Source organism: Desulfosporosinus orientis DSM 765 (assembly GCF_000235605.1).
Taxonomy (GTDB): Bacteria; Bacillota; Desulfitobacteriia; order Desulfitobacteriales; family Desulfitobacteriaceae; genus Desulfosporosinus; species Desulfosporosinus orientis.
Genome location: NC_016584.1, coordinates 4,455,396 through 4,478,912 on the forward strand (window position 1 = coordinate 4,455,396; position 23,517 = coordinate 4,478,912).

Here is a 23,517-nt window from a genome sequence, read left to right on the forward strand (position 1 = left end):
TTAAGGTAACCTTCGTGGATATTGACTACCTGTCGTATTAAAGCTGCTTCGACCGGGCATGCACGTGCAACAGTAAATAAACCACCCGGCAGATCAGGTGGTTTATTTACAAGTATCTATTTTATTAGTAGATTTACTTTTGTTTTTAAACTTGCCAAAACCGGCGATTTTTGAAGGGCAATATTCGCAATTTCCATGACTTGTATTTTACTCGCGGAAGTCTCCACAGTTAAAGTAATAACCGGATTTATAATCCCGCCATCGCCCTCCTCAATCCCTAAAAACACCGCAGCATTTAAATCGGCTTCAATTGTGACATCTACATTCTCTAGCTTTATCCCTTGCTGGCTCGCTAAGACCTGAAAGGTTATTGCAAAACATCCACCGCCAGCAGCTATTAAATATTCTACAGGGTTTGGGGCTTTATTCATTCCGCCCATAGGCTTTGGCTGATCCATTTCAAATGGGGTAAATTCCCTTATTCCCACTTGATTTCGAACACCATCTACCCAGTGAATCTTCGCAGCCCATTTCTTTATGGCTAAATTTCGGTCCACCTTCATTGCACTCATAGTTTGCGTTAACACGTTAAAATCAATATTATTCATCGTAAGCTCCTCCCCTCTCCTTTTAAAGGTTAGCTTATAGAACGCTCCATGTATGTAAGGAGGCTTACCTTTTAATAGTATTAAACTCTGTTAATCGAGTTTCGTCTAAGTAAATCCAGATTCTATTACTATCGATTCGAATGGTGTTTTCCTGCCGTAACTTATTTAGCAATAAGGTCACTGTTTCCCTGGTGGAAGCAATCATACCCGCTAAATCCCTATGTGTTATGGAAACCGGCAAAGGATACCAGTCTCCGTCACCTTCTAAAGGGTCGGCCAGTTTGCGAAGTAAGAAAATTAACCTTTCTTCCACTTTACCGTAGGCCACCTGTTCTAAAACCTCGATTACTTCTTGGTACCGCTCGGAAAAGAAATGTAATAGATTAATGGCCAAAGTAGGATTTTCGTTAACAATTGTTATAATTTCTTGTTTTGGGATTTTAACAATGGATAGATCCGTTAAGGCCTTACAAAATATAGTAGTTTCCTTTCCAGAGAAAATATCTAATAGATTTATAAACTCCCTTGGGGATACTAATCCCAGAATACACTCCTTTCCATCAATATGAAGCTTGTAAACACTTGCATTGCCCGCCTCTACGAGATAAACAGATTGCATTAACATTCCAGGGATAATAACGTGTTCCCCTTTTTCGAAAAATACCCTTTCTCCTTTTTCCAGCATATCCCTCATCACATCCGTGGGAAACAAACGAATGTTTCTTATAATATATAAGTTATTATTTAACACGGTCCAATTCCTCCCCCTTCAATGAGATATAAACATAAAACAAACCTTTACTTTTGATATGGCTATTTATGCCCATCCGTTAAAAAGATATGGGCTTTTTTGTATACCGACATCGGATGTGCCACTTTTGAAATAAAACTGTGCTTTTTGAACAGCCTCTAATAGTTGATCTACGGAAGGATAATGATATAATGTCACTATAATACCTTGCCCTAGGTATAGGGGGGTCTTCAAGGGCAGGCTGCAGCCTGGGTTATAAAACTCAACGAACGCTGTCTCTGGCTCGAAAAAACGGACAGGAAGTCTTAGCTGATAGAGTTTCAAACCTGAAGAGAGGATCAGTGAAAATGAGGGGGAATTTACTTGACAAGAAAGATTTCATTTCGTGACTATGCTATTGTAGCCTGCGGAACGATGATTCCTGAGTTGAATTATCTCAAGGAGACCGGTTTTTTGGATGCTCAAATCATCTATACGGCACCGGGACTTCACCAAGTTCCAGCCGAATTGGAAGTTCAGCTACAAAGGCAATTGAAAGCAGCCAAACAAACAGCTAAAAAAATCATTGTCGTCTATGGTGGCAAGTATTGTTACATTAATACGCGGGATTCTTATCGAACGATTGACACTGTTATTGATGAAGTTAGAGAAGACGGTTACTACATTGCCCGAACCGATGTAGAAAACTGCTTAGACATGTTGGCTGATGGACGGGAGAGGGATAATCTGGCTGATGGCCAAAAGGTTTGGTTCTGCACCCCAGGATGGCTGAAATACCGTGATATGGTGTTCAAAGGCTGGGATAAAGCTAATGCCAACGAAAATTTTCCCCAGTATACCGGGGGAGGAATCATGCTGGACCCGATAGGCTTTTTTGATGAATATGCGCTCGACCATGTTGAGGAGATTCTGGCCTTTTCCGACTGGGCTTCTATACCACTGGAAGCTCGGGCAGTGGGACTGGAACGCTTAAAAGAGGTTTTAATTAGTGCTTTGAGCGAAGAGGACAGAACATCCAGAGCTCACCAACAATAAAGAGATTATACCCTAGGTGATAGTGTAAGTGCTATTATGAATTAGGGTTCCGGCGATTTAAGCGTTCTGGCTTTTTATTCCGGACATATCGTCGAAGCTGTGAGGAATATAAGCCTGAGAGCCAAAATCGAAGCGGAAAACGGCAGAAATTAACCCTTTGTGAGCCGGTTGCATAAAAAGATGGAACTTATCCCTGACTATTCCAGGGCTCAGGCCGCCTCACGAGGCGGCCTGATTTGTTTCATTTAAACAACTAATTTACATTCCACTTCCTAAACACGAATTCTACGACCCGCCGCAAGTTTAGGTGGAGCAAAAAAGAACGGCGGCTGCGTGGCCGCCACTTCTCGCCTAACTTAGTGATAATATCCTCTCTACCTTATTAGGAGCACGAGTTGATCACTAATATTCATTCTTTCCATGTATAGAGGTTGTTCCCTGTATTCCTAATTTTTCTTAGATTGCGGATAGATTTCAAATTATTACAGCTTGCCGCCGCAATCCTGGCTTTAAATAAGAACAAGGTGCTCCGCGTAATGAGAAGCACCTTGTTCTTTACACTATACTTTTGATTCGCTTAAAGCACTCGGTTTGTCTAGCTGCCATCCTTTAATAGAGTGGGCAATACCTATGGATTATAGATGATATCTACAGAACCTTGATACTCCGTAATATCACCCGGTTCGCTTAACGTCACCGTGACGTGATTTAAGCCCGGAGACAAAGAATTCATATCCTTTTGGATTGGTCGGTTAATATTTTCTCCGTTGTAATATCCCGAAGTATAACCCAGCGAGTTTGTTATTTTAACATCAGCATTTAGAAACGCTGCGAATTTGGGAACATTCCACTTTAGAATCACCGGTTCGTTCCCTGAAACTGTAATATTATTAGTGGGTGACACAATCTGAAGGGGTACGATGTTAAGAGGGGGCGGCGAAACAATACTCGGATCAGCTTTTGGGGCATTGACAGTAATTAGATCACCGTCGCGCAGGAGGTTATCGACCTCTGCTCGGACAAACATATGGTATACACCATCGGATAAAGGATAGAGTTGGAAGCTTGTTAAGGTACCGGCATGGAAAAACCCTACTCCTGAAGATATAGCACCGTCTTCTCTATAGACACTGATACTGTAATCTGTCGCCCCCGCGACGGGTTTCCAAGTTACCGTAAGAGGATGGTTCGGATCTATTGTGGAGCCGGTGCTTGGAGTCAGGATATCTGGGGTATCGCTCATAGGCGAGCTTGGGATCATCGTTATATCAAGAGAGCCTTGATATACAACAACGTTGTCGCTCTTTAGGGAAACTGTGACATGGTTTTTTCCTTGATACAGATGTTGTGAAATGTCCTGACCGTTCTGGATGGGAAATTCAGTGATAACATTACCTTGAATTAGGACTTCAGCATTGAGTTTACTGGCATCAGGCGGAACGTCCCATTGGAGAGGAATTTGTGTCCCGAAAGAAAAAGTAGCATTTGAGCCGGGGGAGGTTATAACCAAGGGGGAAATGTTGGGACTTTTCCCGATCTGAACCTGAATTGGAGGCATTGATCCCAATCCTGCAGAGCCAACATCGGGATCGATGGGCATTTCATAGTGAACTATAATTACATAATGATGACCCGTCGTCGTAATACGGTATTTCGGTAACGTAAACGATTGAGTGCCTGCCGGTATATTGGTCACCCAATCGGCCAGGTAGGGCCATGGATTGTCCAAATCATGGACTTCTACCGCATATCCGGTTGCCCCAGAAACTGCAGCCCATGTGACAGTGACCTCACCATCAAAGTCCAATACCGCCCCATCCTGCGGTGCAGTAATCTTGAGCGCAGGATTTTTGGTCTTATACCCTTCGTTGTTTATAATCGAATAGGGATCATTCAGATCTGCAGCAGGCAAATCCTGAGCACCGTCACCCGATAGCGTGCTGAAATCCCCATTATAGAGGTGAGCGACTGTCGCGCCTTTTTCCACATTTAAAGAGGTTTGAGCGTGAGTGACTAGATTATCCACTTTAGCTGTGGCTGCTAAAGAAACCTGGGCCTGCTGCTCGATTTGAACCACCTTGAATGGGCCATCGAGCGTAACCAGCCCACTCTCCTGAGGCATAACAATGACCTTGTTAACGGTGGCATTTTGATCGGCCTTTAGGATACCGGGGCTTGAAACAAAAACATCATGATTAAATGTCCCTTTGAGTTCGACCACGCTCTCTGGCGAAATCGTTCTGGCTAAACGGACACTGCCCCAAGTTCCTTGCGTAGCGTCAATAGTGGCATCGGTAGAAACGGTAGTGTTAGAGATCATGGAATTCCCAGTTGGGGCAATGATAATTTTAGCGAAGCTAAATATTCTCAGATCATCGACCTTGATATCTTTAAGCTGAAGGCCCTCTTCGGTGCCTGACAAAACTACTGTCTGAGCAGCAGTAACATTGTCCAGGCTTACCTTCCCGTTCACTCCTGGATCAATAAATAGTGTTCCTTTGATGTTAACATTCTTCAGAATATCGTTATTCCCATTAATATAAATACTAAAATCTTCTGAAGCATTCTGCAGGGTTACGTTGTCCCCTGATAGAAGGAGGGTTTTCTGCAGCTTTTCGGGCAAATTGGGGTTATCTGAACCCATCGTTTTGTCGTTTCCGGGTTCGACATCATAATTTGACAACTGATCTAAGGTTTCTTGATTAACAACGGCTTCTCCACCTAAGGCAATGACAACAGGCGAAAGATTTGTTTTGGCATAATTCAGGAGATCTGGATCCATCGATTGATTGGTAAGAATGATTGGCGCCGCATCTTGAGCAGCTAGTGGAACACCGGCGAGCGCATCGACAAGAGTCTCGCCGTTAGCAACATAAACAGCCTTGTAGTTTAGGTTATCAGCACACTTTTTGAGGACATCCAAATTCGTTTCGTACTTCGTATTACCATAATAACGTTGTTGATTACCGGGGAGGCTGTTTTTGATCTCATCGGAAACCACGGCTGTCCCGCCAATAACATAGCTGTCCGTAATTGAACCGCTTAGACTGTCCACATAGTCTTTAACCTTGGCCGGAAGTTCGTCTTTTGTTGTTGCTAAAACCGGCATTTGCTCAGAAGCTGCTATTGAACCGATCGAAAGAGCATCGGCAGGACTGACCCAGCCGGCCACAACGGCGAGTTTCGTAAACCTATCTCCCAGTGACTGCATCTCCTTGGCAATATTTACAGCCGTCTCATACTGGTCATAGCCCCCTAATTCAACAGGTGTTACTCCCATGGATCTTAGTTCTTCAAGAACTGCTGGTTTAATGACAGCCTGTCCACTCGTTATATATGCTTTTTGGGGTTTCAAGCGGGCGATTTCTGCCTTAGCAAATGAGTTTAATTCATTTCCAGTGTCCGTTAAAACAATTGGGGCATTAAGTACAGACGCAAGAGGACCAGCCGACATGGCGTCAATAAGATTAGGCTGCGTACCAGCAGCAAGAACGACCGCATCACTAGCTTCTTTCCATCCGGCTTCAGCTATTTTAGCGGAAGTTTCATACTGGTCTATTCCAGCAAAGCGGGAAACAGCTTTTCCTGAATCAGCAGCTAGCAACGTACTTGTATTCGTTTCAGCCAATACATTAGGTGGTGTAAAAATTGTAAATAACATTAAACTAAGAACAATTAGTATCCCTAATTGTCTTCTCTTTAAACGGTTCACTACCTTCCACCTCGTTATGAATTATTATTGCAATCACAACGAGTTAATTCGTTTTTTTATTTTACTTTCCTTTCTGCTCCAGGTGGAAATAATTGTAAACTTCTGATTTTCACAAATGTCCTTCATGAAGGAACGCTGTGAACCGTTCTTGAAACGAACTATGATGACATTCCCATCATCTTCGATGATAACTCCTCAATAGTAAATGCTTTGCCAAACGTTTGGCCAAAGCCAATACTGCAAGAGTGGGTGGTAAGCCCCATTCCGTCGGGATAACCGAACAATCACAGACATACAAGTTGTCATATTCGCTCTTTAAGTTAGGGTCGACGACTTCCCCTATCCTTGCCGTACCGCCCGGGTGGGCAGAAGTCCAGACCGTGCTGTATAGCCTCTTAGCTCCGGCATGCTGCAAAATTTCTCTGGCCTTGCTCTCTCCTTGCTGCATCTTTAGTTTGTCAGCCTCGCTGAAAACCTTATGCACTTTTCCCCGTTTGATGCTGCCGCCAATGCCATCTCTTACCTTAACCATGATTCCTATGGTTCTTCTGTGTTGCCAAACTCGATGGGGTCGAAGGGCTTGGAAGCTAAACAACTGATAAACCAGCTTGGGTAAAGTAAGGTCAGTGAGAATAAAGCCTTCATTCTTAAACATCATCCCGGCAGCCATAGGGATTTCATTGCCTGCCTCAATGCCCTCCGCTAGACCCTGCACAATCGTGATCGGATCACAGAAAAATCCTTCCCCGGCTTTGTTGATTTTACTGGCTTGAAGAATCTGGGCTGTTCCTAGTCCTCCTGCTGAAAGCACTATTTGGGAGGCGAATAGTTTATGGCGTTCACCTTGCACTATTGCTTCAACGCCCACAGCTTGTTTACCGTTCACAATTACCTTGGTTACCTCTGAGTTGGTTAGTAGTACCGCACCTGAGTTAATGGCATCGTTTACATATCGAGTGGCATTCCACTGGGCATCAAAAGGGAAATACCCAGGAGTACACATGTCCTGGTAAATGAACTTGTCCAACTTTTCCCACGCATAACCCAAGCTAACAGCACTTTCCCTAATCTTTTGTGCGGCGGGCCCGATTAACTCATCTTTTAGTGGAGCAAGCGGCAATTCTCTTCGCAGCTCTTCTACTTCACTAGCTAAATCGATTCCGAATTTGCTGAACAGTTCCTCTGGAGGGTCATAAGCCGTTCCGTAATACAGTACCGATGTCCCCCCGCTCCGGATCCCTCTCACTAGGGTCTTACCGTTACCGATGAACATCATCTCGTTGTTTTTAAGCATCCTAGGTATGTTAATGGAGAGGTCGGCCTGTCCTTTTTCCAAAAGGAGAACCTTTTTATGTTGCTTGCTGATTTCTCGGGCAAGACAGGCCCCTGCAGGACCTGTTCCAACAATTATGACATCCCAATTTTCTTTCTCAAATCTCATCTAGATCCCCCTCATTTTCAGGGTAACCCATTCTCGTTTTTCAACTATTCTTTAAAGTATACCATTTGGCAAATCTGTTGCCTACAGCTGTGCGTAGTCCACTCCACTCTCTAAGAAAAACTACAATAAAAAGAAAATTGAAATAATAAAAAACAGACTCATTTTAGTACTCGGCGAAACCTTTCGTTTCGCGAAGGTTCCTGGACCCTACGAGCAGCCAGTCCCACAACCGTCACTTTTTTGCTGTAGACGTCTTGGGGTGTCACATCTAAATTACTCAAATTTTGTTTGCTTATCCTAGCAGCTTTTTCAAAATACCCAGTTTATTGCCGTATGGTGGATATCTCAGTTTAATATCAATGGAATTGGATTTTTTCAAAATGCTTTTGGTGTGAGTAAACGTATCAAAACTCCATTTACCATGATAACCACCCATTCCGCTTTCTCCCACTCCCCCAAAAGGCATATTAGATGTGCCAAGATGGACTATAGTATCGTTAATACACCCACCTCCAAAGGATATACTTTTCACAATTCTGTTTTCTAATTGCTTACTCGTTGTAAACAGGTACAATGCAAGGGGTTTGGGCCGACTTTTTACCAGTGCAATCACATCAGAAATATCCGAATACTCCAGTATTGGCAGAACCGGTCCGAATATCTCTTCTTGCATTATAGGATCTTCCAATTTTATTAAATCTATTAGGGTTGGAGCAATATGAAGACTTTGTTCATCAGACTCTCCACCGATAATTATTTCCCCATTTGTTAAAAGCTCTATGATCCGGTTGAAATGTTTTTCATTAATTATCTTGGGAAACTCTTTATTTTTGCAAGGATTTCTCCCGTAAAACTCAACAATATATTTTTTCATTGAATCGATAAGTTCTCTTTTTACCTTTTTATGAACTAATAGATAATCAGGAGCAACGCAAGTCTGCCCGGCATTCAGGAATTTACCCCAAACAATTCTCCGGGCAGCAAGGTCAATATTTACCTCACTGTCAACAATACACGGACTCTTCCCACCAAGTTCCAAGGTAACAGGTGTTAGGTGTTTTGACGCAGACGCCATCACTGTTTTACCTACAGATACGCCTCCGGTAAAAAATATATAATCAAATTTTTCATCCAAGAGAGCTCTATTCGCCTCTCTTCCGCCTTCAATCACTGTAATGTAGTTTTGTGCAAAGGATTTTCCTAATATTTTGGCCATTACCGCAGAAGTTGCAGGTGAATAGGCCGAGGGCTTTACAACGGAACAATTCCCCCCTGCGATCGAGCCTATCAAGGGGGCGATTGTAAGCTGAAATGGGTAGTTCCACGGTGACATTATTAGAGCTATGCCATAGGGCTCAGAAATTGTGTAACAGGACGACTTGAAATGCACAATCGGTGTTTTAACTTTTTTCACTTTAACCCAGTTGGGCAGATTTTTTATGGCATAACCGATCTCCTCCAAAACCACCCCTACTTCTGTCGCATAAGCCTCGAAAGCAGATTTGTTAAGATCGGTTTTCAGGGCATCAAGGATTTCTTTTTCATTTTCTTGAATCGACTTTTTCAAAGTCTTCAGGGCATTTAAACGAAAATTTAGATCAAGTGTTCTGCCACTATTAAAAAAAGTCCTTTGGTTATTAAGAGTCTCAATAATACTTGGCATTTCGATCAACCCCTTAAATAATTTTTGGGTTATGCTGGTTACACTTTATAATTATTAGAGAATTATATTTAAACCCATAAATAATGCTTGCTCCTATTCTTTAATGAGATAATAAATCTTCATAATATCTTCTTTAGACATAATCTTTGGCACTGGATAAAGCGGATTACTTTCGGCAAGAGCACGTTTAACCATCAATGGAATATCACTCTCAACGATACAGTTCACTTTGTCTTGAATCCCCAAACGATTATTCAGTTTCTTAATTGCATCAATGAATTTCTCTGCTTTTCGTTGATCGGTATCACCAGAAGCACTTAGTCCAACTAAATCTGCGAGCTCTGCCAAAGGTTTGTGAACATAATCACCATAATATTCCAATACATAAGGCAGAATGATGGCATTTGCTAGCCCATGCGGAGCTGAGTAAAAACCACCCAGTGTATGGGCTATAGCATGAACATATCCTACATAGGCACGTGTAAATGCCATTCCGGCCAAAAATGCAGCCTCTTGCATTTTCTCACGAGCAGCCAGGTTATTACCGTTGGAATAAGCTTCAAAAAGGTTTTCAAAAATCATTTTCACTGCGTCTCTACTGTATTGTTTTGTTTCTCTAGTATTGCTTCTGCCTATGTATGCCTCAACAGCATGAGTCAAAGCATCCATACCAGTTGTCGAAGTTATATGCTGTGGCAGATTAACTGTAAGAGTCGGGTCAAGTACTGCATATTGAGGTATTAATGACGTATCGTTGACGGCATATTTTTCATGTGTCTTACTGTCGGTTATAACTGCAGCTATCGTAGTTTCACTCCCTGTTCCCGCTGTTGTTGGAATTGCATACAGAGGAGGGATTTTTTTTCTAACCTTCAATACCCCTTTCATTTGAGGAATGGACTTGTTGGGTCTTGCCACACGTGCACCGACACCCTTGGCACAATCCATTGGTGAACCGCCACCAAAAGCAACAATACCCTGGCAATTATTAGATTTGTACAGTTGCAATGCTTCTTCAATGTTATCAATTGTGGGGTTAGGAACAGTTTTATCATATATGACAGTGTTTACACCCTCATTAGTTAACCCCTTAAGCAGTCCATCAATAAGCCCTAATGAAGCGATACCACTGTCCGTAACGATTAAAATACTTTTAATACCCTTAGTTTTGATTAACTTAGGCAGCTCGTTTAAACAATTTTCACCCTTCAATAACTCAGGTTGATGCCAGGGTAAAACGTTAGAAACCATTTTAAACGCACTTTGATAAATTCTGCAATACAGTGTATACATCACTAACCTCCTTTTTCATAAAAATATGGTGATTTTTTCTGTACAATAAATGACAGCTGCATTTTGCTGTTTTAATACATTACAAATTTCATAATTTTCTGTTAATTATTTTTACATTATTCGGTCGTTCAACCGCCCGAGAATGCCTAAAGCAAACACAGCTTACATTGCGCTCTAGAGAGAGCGGAAGCCGTTGGGATTAACTCCTTGCTAAGAGGTTGGCAATCCCTTCAATAGGAACTTGTTCTACACCAATCAACCACTGAATAGTAAATCCATCAAGTGAGGCTAGTATAATATGAGATAAAACTTCAGAGTTTGCAGTTCTATCTTTTAACACCTTTCGAAAACCATTTTCCAGAGAAATTCTCCACTCCTTATATTTCTCCTTGAAACGTTTCTTAAGCTGCTCATTGCTTGTTACAGCATCACTAACAAGATACAAATGCAGCTTACCTCTTGTCTCAGCACTTGAAATTTTCTCGAATACCACTTTTAATATTTCTTCCGGTGCAATATTATGCTCAATATTGTCAATCCATGATATTAGCTCTTCAGTAATTTTGGCTAAATGAATATCCGCAATATCATAGATAATGTCATTTTTGGTAGAGTAGTAGTAATATAATGTTCCTTTACTTATGCCAACTTCCTTTGCGATATCTGCCAGGCTGGTATTTTTAAGGCCCTTGTCTGCAATAAGTTTACTTGCTGCCTCAAGGATACTCTGTCGGGTATTGATTAGTTGGCTTGCTGAGTCTTCTTTAGTCATTTTTATCACCATCTATCAGTCGGTCACCTGACCGATTTATAATTGTATTATATTTCAATTATTTTAAATGTCAATCATTTTTTTCCAATAATCAGTAGCGTTGCAAAGGTACTCAGGTCCATTTTCATAATAGTTGGGTTTTGTTTTAGCAAAAAGGGAGTATCGCAAAACTATTTTTTTGAAGTAGTAAGCGATGCTCCCTTCCATGGATTCTAACTAGTCTGGCGTTTATTTTTTGTTTTCTTGAAGTTTCTTATAGACTCTTTCTGGAGTCAGGGGGATTTCATTGAAGCGAATTCCCGTTGCATTGTAGACCGCATTGCCTATCGCAGCTGCCGACAGCACCATGCCACATTCGCCTACACCTTTTGCCCCATAAGGACCGGACGGATCATTAGATTCAACAATGATCGCCTGGATTTCCGGAGCATCCATGGCAGTTGGCAAAAGGTATTTATGATAACTAGTGTGGAGGGGTTTCCCTTTGGCATTGATCTTGATTTCTTCACTTGTGGCGTAGCCTACTCCCATGAGTACTCCACCTTCAATCTGCCCTTCGACGATCATAGGGTTGACCGCTTTACCTACATCATGGGCAGCTGCTACTTTCACCACTTTCACCATACCGGTCTCTGTATCCACTTCCACTTCGTAAAAATGGGCATGCCAGGGAGGGGAATTAGGTGGTGTGGTCCGACCGATTCCGATAAACTGCTTGTTGCGCAAGTGGGCATGATAGACCAATTCTTTTACGGAAATATGCGTCATCGACTCTTCACCGGACTGGCAAATTCCGCTGCCTTCACAAGCCTCTGCTTCATTGTATCCAGATATATGAATGATCCCCTTGGTAATATCCAATCGTTCCAGAGCAATTTTCATGACGTCTGCAGCATACTCTAAAATCTGTTTGCGCACATCATTACCAGCGGCGACAACAGCAGTACCTGCAGCATACAGTGTCCTGCTGGCATGGCTTCCTATATCAAAGGGTGTAGTCAGGGTGTCTGCGAACGTCATATTGACTTGATCCATTTCTACTCCAATGGTTTCAGCAGCCAATTGAGGCAGGGTTGTCGATGTTCCCGTACCAATATCAGGGACACCTACAGCCAACAGCATCGATCCATCCTGCTGGACAGTGATAATCGCATTATCATAATCAACACAGAACGGCCAAGCGTTACTACAATGAGTTCCGACTCCCATCCCGATACCTCTGAGGATCTTACTACCCGGCTCATTCAGTGTTCCTCTTCGTTCCCAGCCAATAGCTTTAGCTGCTTTTTGAATACATTCTGCCAAACCGGTAGATCCACAGGCATAGGGAAGACACCATTTATCACCAACTTGTATGATGTTCTTCAGACGTAGTTCCAGTGGATCCATCCCGATCCGTTCGGCTAAGGTATCCACGGCAGCTTCAATAGCGAACATAGCCTGTGGGTTGCCAAAGCCACGCATGGCACCCGAGGGCGTGAAGTTGGTGTAAACGCTGTGACCATAATAACTCATATGCTCCATGCGATAGACTGCCAACCCCATAGCTCCCAAGACACCCGGCGTTTCACCGCTAAAGCTGCAGTATGCACCCGCATTTAAGGCACTTTTCAATTCCATAGCTTGGAAAGTCCCATCTTTTTTGCAGCCTAATTTTACCCAAACATATCCGCCATGCCTGGTATCGGAAGAAGTGAAGTCCTCTTCCCTTGTATAAACTATCTTCACGGGTTTTCCGGTAAGTTTAGAAAGGGCAACTGCGATAGGCTCCGCTTTCGCGCTTAACCCAATTCGGACTCCAAACCCGCCTCCTACATAAGGGGGATTTAAAACCCTAATTTTGCTCTGAGGAGTCGCAAAAATCTTCGAAAGAATCATGCGCGAGGGATGAGGTGTTTGAGTGGTGGACCATACCGTGATACTTCCATCCGAACCCACCTGGGCAAGGGCTGCCTGAGTTTCCAACTGGGCTTGTTTTTGAATTGGCAGCGTAAACATATCTTCGAAGATAACATCCGATTCTGCGAAACCTTTTTCTATATCGCCCATTCCGAATTTAACGATTTCTGCGGGAATATTTTTGCCGGCAGGACATTCATGAATAATTGGAGCTTCCGGTTTCATAGCCTCCAAGGGATCGAATACAGCTGGAAGAAGTTCATATTCTACCTTAATATGTTTCAGGGCTTCTGCAGCGACCTTCTCGCTGACGGCTGCCACTGCGGCCACTTCATCACCGACATAACGAACGACCTTATCAAAAATATACTGGTCCAGGACCGGTTCCATACTGGGCACTGTAAAGGTCATGGTAGCAGACGTATTGAACAGCTCCCGGGGTGTGTTTTCCCATGTCGCTATCGCTTTGACGCCGGGAATTTTTTCTGCTATCGATGTGTCAATACTTTTTATGAGAGCATGCGCGTGGGGACTGCGCAAAACTTTGGCATATAACATCCCCGGTATATTCATGTCAGTAGAAAACATGGCTTTTCCTGTTGCTTTCTCCAGGGCATCATTTCTTTTGATATTTTTGCCAACCACATTGAAGGTTTTCATTCCCCTTCCTCCTTACTTTTTATTTTTTGACCTGCCGATAAAACAGCATTAACAATTTTCACATAACCAGTGCAGCGACAGATGTTTCCAGACATGGCTTCTTTAACCTCATCTTTAGTGGGATTAAGATTTTTATCCAGAAGGGCTTTAGCCGACATAATCATACCAGGTGTGCAGTAACCACACTGGATGGCACCCTCATCGATAAACGATTCCTGCAAAGGATGAAGCGTGTCTTTATTTCCAATTCCCTCGATGGTTTCTACTACTGCGCCCATAGCTTTCATCGCCGGAATCATACATGAGTTGACAGCTTGCCCATTCATGATGACGGTACAGGCCCCACATTCCCCTTTTCCGCAGCCCTTCTTCGTCCCTGTTAAATACATTTTCTCCCTCAGAATATCTACCAACATCTCGGAAGGCTCTGCTAAGACTTCCGTAACTTCTCCGTTCAAAGTGAATGTAAGTTTAAATGTATTCATGATTCTCCACCTTCCTTATCAGACCTTATTGACCTGGGCAACCGCCATCTCTATACACCTCTTCACCAAGGCCGGTAAAACTTGCAGCCGATACTCCCTGGAACCCCGTAAGTCACTATCGCGCGGATTGGCCTGGGCTGCCGCCTCGTATGATGCCTTGGTGATTATCTCATCATCGATCGCTGCGCCTTTTAGCATCGTTTCGGCATTGCTTGCCCGCATCGGCCCAGGTCCTACCGGAGCCATCGCGATACGCACCCATTCAAAACGTTGTTGCCCTTTTTCCAAAGAAACCATCACGGCTATATTCAGCATGGGTAAAGCAAGTGCTTTCCTTTGTTCCATACGGACAAAATAAGAACTTTGATTCTGTTTATGTGCAGGTATAATTACTTCAGTAACCAATTCTCTTCTGCAGTCAACTTTGCTTTTTCCAAAGCCTTCATATAATTGTTCAATGTGAACATCCCTCGTTCCAGATGTATCCGCGATCGTCACTTTTGCCCCCAGGGCTGTAAGAGCAACGGCTGTATCTGCCGCTGGCTGGGCATTGATAATATTGCCGACGACAGTGGCAATATTGCGAATTTGCAGAGAACCCACTTTCTTGGCCGCCATAGCCAAAGCCGGTGCATTTGCCCAAATAAGCTCTAATTCAGCCACCTGCGCATGGGTTACCGCTGCGCCGATTTTGATAATACCGTTTTCCAAGAAAAGATTTTTTAATTCAGGAATACGAGTAATATCTACCAGTGACTTTGTACTTTTCTTTCCTTCATGAAGATCAAGTAGTAAATCTGTGCCGCCCGCAATGATAACGGCATCTCCAGGTCCCTTGTTTAGAAAACTTAATGCGTCGGATACTGATTCAGCCATATAATACTCTTGGAACACGACATGACCTCCCTTTTTATTTTCTAATTTGCAAATAAATATCGATGTATTCAATATTGCAAGAATAATGCCATTATTTTGCCAAACAGCCTACCTTTTCTAAATCGCGCTGTAAGGGTCTTTTCAGTCAATAATTTTCCTAGCCATGTAACTTTATACAGATTCACCCAACCAAAAAATCGGCTAAGCAGCCAAAAAAATGGCAGCAGCCAAAAAATCGGCCGCCACCATTTTTAAATAGTTTACTCGTTTTTACCTTTTTATTTTTTCATTTTTCAGGTAACGCAGTGTCCTCGGGTTAATGTGCAGGAGTTCAGCTGCTTTATTTTGATTATTATTTGTAGTTTCCAAAGCTTTCATAATAATTGTATGAATGATGTCGTTGTTCTGTTGTTCCAGCATCCTTATCACTTCCGGCAGATTAACCTCATCTTGTTCCAAAATGGTTTTCAGCCTATGCTGGGTCCAGATCTGCGGAGAATCTTCGCTCAGTACTACATTTCCGTTATTCTCCTTTTCGAAATGCTTCTCCTCTCTCGCTAATAAATAGGGAGGCAAACATTTCTCGTCCATTTTAGAACCTACTCGTAAGACCATTGCTCTGGATACAACGTTTGACAATTCCCGAATGTTACCTGGCCAGGAATAGTTCTGTAGTATAGAGATGGCTTCCTTGGTAAAGACTGCTTGTGTCTGCTTATCCGAAAGATTCTTTTCAATGAAATAATTGATCAGGGGCTCGATATCCATGACCCTTTTCCTTAGGGGAGGAAGCTTCAGATCCACCACATCCAGTCGATAGAGAAGATCCTCTCGAAATAAGCGGTCCTTAACTGCCTGTCGTAGGTTTTTATTGGAAGCAGCTAAAATACGCACATCACTTTTCAAGGGTGTTTCGCCCCCCACCCGGTAAAACTCCCCCGTTTCCAAGACTCGTAAAAGTTTCAGTTGAATCGCGGGCGAGGCATCTCCGATTTCGTCGAGCAACAGAGTCCCGTAATTAGCAATTTCAAAAACTCCTCTACGTCTGCTGATGGCACCTGTAAAAGCGCCTTTTTCATGCCCAAAGAGCTCGCTTTCCAAGAGCGATTCTGTTAATGCTCCACAGTTAATGGCGATGAAAGGGTGACTGGAACGGGGACTGTTGTTATGAATGTACCTAGCCGCCAGCTCTTTCCCTGTTCCTGTTTCCCCCTCAATGAGTACGCCTAGCTTTTTACTCGCTATTTTCCTGGCCAGAAGTAGTATTTCTTTCATCGGACTATTTTCGCTAATGACGATTCCAAAATTCGTGGTGATAGTTTTTATCTCATTCTGGACGTATGTCTGTTTGCTTTGAATAAATTGCAGGACTCTATCAATAATTTCGTCCAGCTCGCCCAGATCATTGAATGGTTTGTCTATATAATCGAAAGCTCCGAACTTCATAGCTTCAACCGCAGACTTAACAGTGCTGTATCCCGTCATGATGATGACTTCACAATTGGGATTCAGTGCTTTTATTTCCTTCAATAGCGTAATCCCATCTGTATCCGGCAATTTGAGATCAATAAGGGCAAGGTCGTATTTTTTCTGCTGAAAGTCCTTCCGGGCAAGCTCTCCCGAATAGTCCACATGAACGGGCAATTGCTTAATCTCTTGGAAGTAATAGTTGAAAAATGTACAAACTTCAACTTCATCATCTACAATTAGAATCTCTGCTATGCTCACACCCATTCCTCCTATTGCTAAATCTTAATCGGAAGAAACGACCGAATGATTAACCAAGGGAAGTACCAATGTAAAAACACTGCCTTTTTCAAGCGTGCTGGAAACTTCGATGCGCCCCCCATGAGTCTGCGCTATACCCAGGCTGACCGAAAGCCCTAATCCTGTACCTCTCATTTTCTCTTTTGTGGTAAAAAATAGATTGAAGATGTTATTTTTTATATTATCGGGAATACCGCATCCGTTATCGCTAACATTGACCATTATGACCGGTTCTTGACTCCAATGGTCGCATTTCATTTCGGTACTGATTTCAATAACAGAGTTGCTTATTCCCTCTAGTGCATCCCGAGCATTCAATAGAAGATTAATGATAACTTGTTCTAGCTGCTGTTTATTGCCCATAATTGGTGGAATCGCGCTATTAAAACGCTCAATGATGTTGATGTTGCTCTTTTTAATTTGATAGGAGACAAGAGAGAGGCTGGCTTTAATCACTTCATGGATCAGGATCGGTTCAAAGGCATAACTATCCTGCCGGGAAAATGTCAAAAGGTTTTGAATAATGCGGTTGCAACGCTGACTGCAGCTCTTGATGTCTTGTAACAATTTTTCTGTTGTCTCGCAGCTCATTTTTTTTCTCGCTAGAAGTTCAGTATTGCCGATAATCGCTGTCAAGGGGCTGTTAAGTTCGTGAGCCACCCCAGCAGCCATTTCCCCAATTGCCGCGAATTTTGCAGATTGGAACAGCTGGCTTTCCATATTCCTTCTCGCAGTGATATCTTGTACATAAATGACCATATAATCGGGACGACCCTTTTCGTTGCTAACTGGATAGGCACTGATATTAAAAATGGTCTTATTGTCGCGTCCCATAACTTCTTGTACAGCTGGTCTGCCAGTTTTAAAGGCCGTAACCGATGGACAATATTTTTTTTGTCCTCCACAACAGGAAAACATTTTATAACAAACTTGATTAGTTTTTTCATTCGTGATTTCTTTTGATCTATTATGCCGAAGCACCACATAGCTTGGATTAATCAAAAAGAGCCTGTCGGGAACAGCTTGAAATGTCTGTTCCCACTCTGATTTAATGGACAGGACCTCGCTAAACAGGCGAGAGTTGTTGATACAAACTGCAAGCTGGTCGGCCATTTGCTCCACAAAAACAAAATCATTTTCCGAATAGGCGAACGCTAATTTACTGCCAAAATTCAACGTGCCGATAACTTCATTTTTGACGAGAAGCGGAGCCATGATTGCTGACTTTATCCCTAATGACCGCAGAGTGCCATCTTCCATGTATCTATGGCTGTCATTCCATATATCCTGCCTGAGGAAGCAGCTTTTATCCTTAATGGCTTTCCAAGGTGCAGAGTTTTGACGGGACAACTTCCAGCCAACTCCTAATTTTTTTTGCTCCTTGGGAACGCCTGACTTAATAATTAGCTGATCATTTTCCAAAAGGCAGAAACTCAATAAATCATAGGGTAACACGCTTCGTAAAGGAGTAGCTACCTGCTCAATAATTTCCTCATAGGACATTTCCACATTAATGCTTTGAGCAATTTGATTTATGATAGCCAAACGGCTGTTTTGCCTCTTTAATTCTTCAATCACTGAATTGATACTTTCGTTTGGAGGTATCATTTTTCCATCTCCAGTAATTATAAATATTAGCATTATAGTATCAAAAATAATCTTCTTCATTTGCTGGTATTCGATTAATTTATTAAGATCCCTGCTACCCAGTTAGAAAAAAAGAACCCATTGATACCCAACTAATAACCCGCTGCGGCAAAATGGTCCAGATGATAATGCGTAATGTAAATCGTATTTATTTCTTGTTGCATATTTGGCATTAAAGAACCATAATTAAATATAGATGACCACTATCTAATTTATAATGGAGTTGATCCTATGAATAAACAAGAATCGAAACGTCATTATCAAAGTGCTCTACGGAACCAACAACGTGAACTTACCCGAACCCAAATCATGAATGCCTTAGCAGAGATTATTAACGAAGGGCGTATTCTTACTTTCAGTATGAAAGAAGTAGCGGATCGAGCCGGTGTTTCGTATGGCACCGTATATCAGCATTTTCCAACACGAGAATCTCTTTTAGAAGCACTATATGAATCTGCAGCAGGAATTGTGGGGCAGAATCTGACACTAAAATCACTAAACATCGAGCAACTGCCGGAAGTGACGAAAAAAACAGTCGAAGTCTTTGAAGAACATTCGACGATTCTGCAAGCATTTACCGTAGCACTAGCTATTCAAAATATTCAACCTCGGAGCAGACGTGAGCGAGATCAGAAGTACATAGAATTGATTATTGAACGTATTCCAGATATACCGGCTGATGTGGCAAAACAACGGGCAGCTATACTTTCTCATCTTCATAGTTCATTGACATGGAATACGCTTCGGCAACGTTTTGAACTGAATGCAAATCAAACTGCAAACGCTTTAGAATGGGCATTACAGGCACTTATCGAGAACTTAAGTGCCCAAAACCAATAATTCGGAAAAAGTAGAAAAACAAAAGATATTTAAAGAGGAGAAAAGTGCATGACCCATGTGTATATGTTCAATGAATTAAGCGTTGAAAAACGGCACCTTGCAGGAGGAAAAGGCGGAACTTTAGCCTTTCTTTTTCAAAAAGGATATGTAGTGCCGAATGGCTTTGTAATACTTCCATCTGCGTATAAACAAGATGAGTTAACGCCAGAGGCATGGAAACAAATCAAGGATTGCCTTGCAGCCTTGCGCAAGGACTGTGGGGATGCATCCTTTGCTGTACGTTCTTCGGGCCTTGCCGAAGATTCAATCGCAGCTTCTTTTGCCGGTCAGTTTGACACTGTACTTAACCTACACCTTGATGATGAAATCAAAGAAGGTATTGAAACGGTACGCCACTCGCGATATAGCAAAGAAGTGCAAAGTTATAGCGATGTCAAAGGAATTGATGGTTGCCATGACATGTCAGTCGTTGTACAAATTATGGTTCAAGCAGAGATATCAGGTGTTTTGTTTACGGCGAATCCTGTAACGGTCAATCGCCATGAAATGTCAGGGAATTTTGTTTTTGGATTAGGAGAAGACCTTGTTTCGGGAAAAGTGAATCCATATACATTTACATTAGATCGAACACGGTCTATTCAAACAGTACCAAAAGAACTTGAACGATTTGCTCATCAATTACTGAATCTTGGCAAACAGTTAGAAAAAGAACTGAAATGCCCACAGGATATCGAATGGGCCATTGCTGATAAGAGGCTTTATGTCTTGCAATCTCGACCAATTACTACGCTGATTGGCTATAATCCAACGACAGGGGAATGGAATGATAGCGCAACAGGAAATTTCCTTTGGTCAAATGTTAATTTTGGCGAGGCGATTCCCGAAGTGATGACACCGCTGACTTGGACTGTGCAACGTGAGATTTATGAGTCGTGGGCACTTCTTCCGGGATACCCTTCCTCCGGAAACATCGGGGGAAGAATTTATCTAAACTTAAGTATCTATGCCTCCATTTTCCATAGCTTAAGACGAAGTAAAGACCATATTTTACGTTTTCTTGAAGGATTGTTATATACACAACTTCCCGAAGGCGTTGATATTCCAATTATCAAACTGCCCAAATTATCAATGTTACTGGCAATGTGTAATTTGGTAAAAATGGTCTATAAACAAAGGCAGGCTCAAAAAACAGTATCAACATTTTTAAAATCCAATGCGCAGTATTGTGAGCGGATGCAAGCAAAGATTAAGGCGAGCCCAACTAACAACGATCTCAGTTTATTATGGCAACGTGAACTATTACCTCATCTCAAAAATACAGTTTGGTTCGTAATGAGCAGTGTAACTCAATTCTCTAATAATGCGATGAAATTACGTCGTGAAATGACAGAATTAGTTGGTGCCGATGATGCCGATAGGCTAATTTCCGGATTAAGCAGCAGTATAAGCATAGATGTCGATTCTGAGTTGCTCGAGAGTTTAGGACCGGTTCTCGGTATATCTAAAATTGCAGCAGGGCAGATTAGCCGAACGGATTATTTAAGGCGTTACGGACATCGAGGACCGAATGAATTTGAATTATCTGTTCCACGTCCAGCAGAAGATGCAAATTGGTTTGATGATCAGCTAAATCAATTTGACACAGCGCCGATTGACGTAGAGGCCATATTACGTAAAAGGCAATCGGAGTTTGAGATCACTTGGAGCCGTTTTGAAACAGAGTATCCCCGAAAGGCAAAGAGTAAGCTTGGCCAAATTAAAAAAATCGCGGCAAAGGGTCGGATACGTGAAGCTGTACGCTCTGAGTATGTACGCGATCGTTGGTTAGCTCGATGTATTGCACTTCGGGCTGGAGAATTGACAGGACTTGGAGAGGATATTTTCTTCTTGACCATTAATGAACTAATGGATGTTCTTTCCGGTGATCAACATGTCCTAAAATTTATCTCTGCTCGCAAGCTTACCTATCAAAAATATTGTGCATTACCTGCTTACCCTTCTGTGATAAGTGGGCGTTTTGATCCCTATGAGTGGACTTTAAATCCTAATCGAAGAAATGATTTTTTTGATGCAAAGTCAAGTAATGTTAAAACAAATGTTGAAGAGCCAAATACGAATACCATTGTTGGTTCACCTGGATCGGCCGGCCGTTTAGAAGGAATTGTGCGCTGTTTAAAAAGTATTGCGGAAGGAGATCAACTCCAAAAGGGCGAAATTCTTGTGACATCTCAAACTGATATTGCGTGGACACCACTTTTCCCTCGCGCGTGTGCGATAATTACTGATGTAGGGGCCCCGCTCTCCCATGCCGCTGTGATTGCGCGTGAATTAGGGATTCCTGCAGTTTTGGGCTGTGGTAATGCAATGATGAGATTAAAAACGGGGGATCGTGTGCTAGTAGATGGTGGGAGAGGTATTGTAGTTATCTTAGGTAACGATTAAAAAAACGCTTTAGTTACAAATGCTCCAACTGCCCGCCAAAGCCACGAATCAGCTCGTAGTCCTGGTCATCGAGGAGTTGATTGATCCGTTCTTTGTCCGCATTATAGCGTAATCTTCCAGACAAAATGATGAAACCAATCCCTGACTATTCCAGGGCTCAGGCCGCCTCATAACACGAGGCAGCCTGATTTGTTCTACTATCCTTATTTAATTATTTGCCGTGATAATTTCTTTTAATGTAACATTTCCATTTAAATAGCGCGCATTTGGATTACTTTCTTTTTTTAATCGGATTGCCTTTTGCGGACAAAGGTTTATACACGCAAGACAAAATTCGCAATTCCCCCCATATGCTGGTTTAAGCTCATTGAGTTTTATATTGTTACGCGGGCAAACCTTTACACACGTTCCGCATCACTGCATTGTCCCCGGTGGTGGATTATCTTCCCTCGGGAAATGGGTGAACAGCAGAAAGAAATTCTTCATTCCAGTTAAAGTTCTATCTTGAAAAAGATACGGTCTCCTTTAAATGGCGGGATTATAAGGATAACAGCCAGCAAAAGGTGATGATTCTTTCCGCAGAAGAGTTTATTCGCAGATTCCTTATTCATATTTTGCCGAGTGGCTTCATGAAAATTAGACACTACGGCTTGCTCGGAAATCGTAATAAGACTACAAAGTTAAAACTTTGTAAACAGCTTACCCAGACTCTATTAACCAGAGAGAAGCTCTCAACCCTCCAACTTATTGAAAAACTCATCGGAAGAGAATTGAGTAAATGCCCTAGATGCGGCTCAGAAAAACCCAGACGTTTTATGAGTATAGGCAAATCTCCCCCTGTTTCTATTCAAACTGCATGCATTTAAAAAATTGCCCTGTTATGGGGAGGGGGAAGCTATCAAACACCCAACAATCATTCTTTTACCCACTTGGCGACCATAAAACCAGGGTTCGTATTTTTCTGCATTTCCATTGTTAAAGCTCGTTCTATCGAAGACACCTCAGGCGGAAAATAAAGTGCTTTACCAATTTCAAGCCTTCCGCCTACCTTCCATTGACGAATTTCGGATTCCGTATAAAACCGTGCATGGGCGAATACAGATTCAGGTTTTGCAATAGCTTTCCTGCGATAGAACTCGCTCCAGGGAGATTCTCCTGCAATCACCCCAATTACCAAACATCCTTTAGACTCTAAATGCTCGAATAATCCAGCTAAGGTTTCCTCCGGATTTGGAATAAACTCAAAAGCACTCATTGAAAGAATACCATAATACTGCTCAAGTTGATTCATAATTCGAGTGATATCCCCATTGATCCATTTCACCTGATACCCCATGTCCATAATTTTCTCTCGAGCTCGTGCCATCATTTTTTCAGATATATCAACGGCCGTGATAACATAACCCTGTTCTGCTAACATAGTCGTGTATTGTCCGGTTCCACACCCGATTTCTAACAACTTGAGACCGGATGGTTGAAAGAGCTGAACAGCCAGATCACGCTCCACTTGATCGGCTGCTCGTCCAATTTCCGTTCTGTACCAGTTATCATATTCATCAGCAATAGCATCAAAGAGTTCAATCGTCATCAACTTGCTCCCCTCTATTTAGTTCTTTCTCCTTTTTC

The 23,517-nt window shown here is 42.4% G+C and carries 17 protein-coding genes and 1 pseudogene; 4 read left to right on the forward strand and 14 right to left on the reverse strand.

Annotation, left to right across the window (positions count from 1 at the left end; all coding sequences use genetic code 11):
* Positions 1-116: 116 nt before the first annotated feature.
* Positions 117-608, reverse strand: a complete 492-nt coding sequence (locus DESOR_RS20675) for an OsmC family protein (RefSeq protein WP_014186543.1) — start codon at positions 606-608, stop codon at positions 117-119.
* A gap of 64 nt (positions 609-672) precedes the next feature.
* On the reverse strand, positions 673-1,359 hold the full coding sequence (locus tag DESOR_RS20680) for a Crp/Fnr family transcriptional regulator (RefSeq protein WP_014186544.1): 687 nt from the start codon (positions 1,357-1,359) through the stop codon (positions 673-675).
* Between the two features lie 363 nt (positions 1,360-1,722).
* Between DESOR_RS20680 and DESOR_RS20685 the strand changes: the two genes are divergently transcribed.
* On the forward strand, positions 1,723-2,394 hold the full coding sequence (locus tag DESOR_RS20685; RefSeq protein WP_014186545.1) for a DUF1638 domain-containing protein: 672 nt from the start codon (positions 1,723-1,725) through the stop codon (positions 2,392-2,394).
* A 628-nt stretch (positions 2,395-3,022) separates the two neighbouring features.
* On the opposite strand, the gene DESOR_RS27540 is transcribed toward DESOR_RS20685, so the two are convergent.
* The 11 genes from DESOR_RS27540 to DESOR_RS20735 form a co-directional block, all read right to left on the reverse strand.
* On the reverse strand, positions 3,023-6,106 hold the full coding sequence (locus DESOR_RS27540) for a cell wall-binding repeat-containing protein (protein WP_014186546.1): 3,084 nt from the start codon (positions 6,104-6,106) through the stop codon (positions 3,023-3,025).
* Between the two features lie 175 nt (positions 6,107-6,281).
* The gene (locus DESOR_RS20695) at positions 6,282-7,547 is read right to left on the reverse strand and encodes a GMC oxidoreductase (protein ID WP_014186547.1); all 1,266 of its coding nucleotides are present in this window, start codon (positions 7,545-7,547) and stop codon (positions 6,282-6,284) included.
* 158 nt (positions 7,548-7,705) lie between these two features.
* Complete coding sequence (locus DESOR_RS30735; protein WP_282434386.1) at positions 7,706-7,828, reverse strand: hypothetical protein; 123 nt, start codon at positions 7,826-7,828, stop codon at positions 7,706-7,708.
* A gap of 11 nt (positions 7,829-7,839) precedes the next feature.
* A complete protein-coding gene (locus DESOR_RS20700; RefSeq protein WP_014186548.1) occupies positions 7,840-9,210 on the reverse strand; it encodes an aldehyde dehydrogenase in 1,371 nt (456 codons plus the stop codon).
* A gap of 93 nt (positions 9,211-9,303) precedes the next feature.
* A complete protein-coding gene (locus DESOR_RS20705; protein WP_014186549.1) occupies positions 9,304-10,503 on the reverse strand; it encodes an iron-containing alcohol dehydrogenase in 1,200 nt (399 codons plus the stop codon).
* 199 nt (positions 10,504-10,702) lie between these two features.
* Positions 10,703-11,275 carry a TetR/AcrR family transcriptional regulator gene (locus tag DESOR_RS20710; protein ID WP_042332586.1) on the reverse strand — a complete coding sequence of 191 codons (573 nt, stop codon included), beginning with the start codon at positions 11,273-11,275 and terminating at the stop codon, positions 10,703-10,705.
* 228 nt (positions 11,276-11,503) lie between these two features.
* Entirely contained in the window at positions 11,504-13,834 is a 2,331-nt protein-coding gene (locus DESOR_RS20715) for a xanthine dehydrogenase family protein molybdopterin-binding subunit (RefSeq protein ID WP_014186551.1), read from the reverse strand.
* On the reverse strand, positions 13,831-14,319 hold the full coding sequence (locus DESOR_RS20720) for a (2Fe-2S)-binding protein (RefSeq protein ID WP_014186552.1): 489 nt from the start codon (positions 14,317-14,319) through the stop codon (positions 13,831-13,833). Before DESOR_RS20720 ends, DESOR_RS20715 begins: the two co-directional genes overlap by 4 nt.
* Before the next feature lie 18 nt (positions 14,320-14,337).
* Positions 14,338-15,213 carry an FAD binding domain-containing protein gene (locus tag DESOR_RS20725; protein WP_014186553.1) on the reverse strand — a complete coding sequence of 292 codons (876 nt, stop codon included), beginning with the start codon at positions 15,211-15,213 and terminating at the stop codon, positions 14,338-14,340.
* A gap of 252 nt (positions 15,214-15,465) precedes the next feature.
* On the reverse strand, positions 15,466-16,923 hold the full coding sequence (locus tag DESOR_RS20730; protein WP_014186554.1) for a sigma-54-dependent transcriptional regulator: 1,458 nt from the start codon (positions 16,921-16,923) through the stop codon (positions 15,466-15,468).
* Between the two features lie 24 nt (positions 16,924-16,947).
* Positions 16,948-18,630 (reverse strand): sensor histidine kinase, encoded by a 1,683-nt coding sequence (locus DESOR_RS20735; RefSeq protein WP_242832373.1) that lies wholly within the window; start codon positions 18,628-18,630, stop codon positions 16,948-16,950.
* A gap of 210 nt (positions 18,631-18,840) precedes the next feature.
* Here DESOR_RS20735 and DESOR_RS20740 point away from each other — a divergent pair, with 210 nt between their 5' ends.
* The 3 genes and pseudogenes from DESOR_RS20740 to DESOR_RS31065 all read left to right on the forward strand — a co-directional run.
* Complete coding sequence (locus DESOR_RS20740; RefSeq protein ID WP_014186556.1) at positions 18,841-19,449, forward strand: TetR/AcrR family transcriptional regulator; 609 nt, start codon at positions 18,841-18,843, stop codon at positions 19,447-19,449.
* A 48-nt stretch (positions 19,450-19,497) separates the two neighbouring features.
* Positions 19,498-21,891, forward strand: coding sequence for a PEP/pyruvate-binding domain-containing protein (locus tag DESOR_RS20745; protein WP_014186557.1), 2,394 nt, complete (start codon positions 19,498-19,500; stop codon positions 21,889-21,891).
* A gap of 388 nt (positions 21,892-22,279) precedes the next feature.
* Positions 22,280-22,757: pseudogene (locus tag DESOR_RS31065) on the forward strand (transposase); the annotation flags it as partial.
* A 47-nt stretch (positions 22,758-22,804) separates the two neighbouring features.
* Here the strand turns inward: DESOR_RS31065 and DESOR_RS20750 are convergent.
* Positions 22,805-23,479 (reverse strand): class I SAM-dependent DNA methyltransferase, encoded by a 675-nt coding sequence (locus DESOR_RS20750; RefSeq protein WP_014186558.1) that lies wholly within the window; start codon positions 23,477-23,479, stop codon positions 22,805-22,807.
* Between the last annotated feature and the right edge of the window lie 38 nt (positions 23,480-23,517).